The sequence below is a fragment of the Blautia intestinihominis genome, assembly GCF_040096655.1.
In the GTDB taxonomy this organism is placed as follows: Bacteria; Bacillota; Clostridia; order Lachnospirales; family Lachnospiraceae; genus Blautia_A; species Blautia_A intestinihominis.
Window position 1 is genome coordinate 1 of the sequence record NZ_JBBMEI010000197.1, and the last position, 758, is coordinate 758.

2 rRNA genes are annotated in these 758 nt (G+C 44.3%); both read right to left on the reverse strand.

Going from position 1 to position 758, the window contains the following annotated elements:
• Positions 1 to 347: 347 nt before the first annotated feature.
• Positions 348 to 465: ribosomal RNA gene (gene rrf, locus WMO75_RS19660) — 5S ribosomal RNA — on the reverse strand.
• A 124-nt stretch (positions 466 to 589) separates the two neighbouring features.
• Positions 590 to 758: ribosomal RNA gene (locus WMO75_RS19665) — 16S ribosomal RNA — on the reverse strand; the annotation flags it as partial.

Here is a 758-nt window from a genome sequence, read left to right on the forward strand (position 1 = left end):
AAGCTTATCGCAGCTTATCACGTCTTTCTTCGGCCCTTAGTGCCAAGGCATCCGCCCTGTGCCCTTTCTGCTTGACCATTTGCTTCTGATACCCTAGCGTAGGTATCAGCGGTCTTGATTCTCATTGCTTAATTGATAAATAAATTTATCGATGTCTTCCTATCTTACGTTTGTATATCAAGGATATTTGATTAGTTTAATCAAATTTACATGTATGCAGTTTTCAAGGTACGATATTGACTGATCTTTTATCAGTCATCAGAATCCATAAGCTTCCTTATCAACTCTGATCACTGGTAAATCCAGTTCTATGTTCATCAGACTCTTGTCTGTTATTTTCTTTTTTGATCTGGCGGCCACCTGCTCTCCCACATCGTCTCCAATGCAGTACCATCGGCCGCTTAGGTCTTAACCGTCGTGTTCGGGATGGGAACGGGTGTTTCCCCTAAGCGCATCGCCACCAGAAACGTTATTTAATTGTTACCCTTGATAACTCAACAGTAAAACACATTCAATTTTCTACTTCTTCTTCCGTTTTAGTTGGATTGATTCAGCCGTTATTCACAACCTACTTTATCCAATTCCTTAGAAAGGAGGTGATCCAGCCGCACCTTCCGATACGGCTACCTTGTTACGACTTCACCCCAGTCATCGGTCCCGCCTTCGGCAGCTCCTTCTTTGCAGTTAGGTCACTGACTTCGGGCGTTACTGACTCCCATGGTGTGACGGGCGGTGTGTACAAGACCCGGGAACGTATT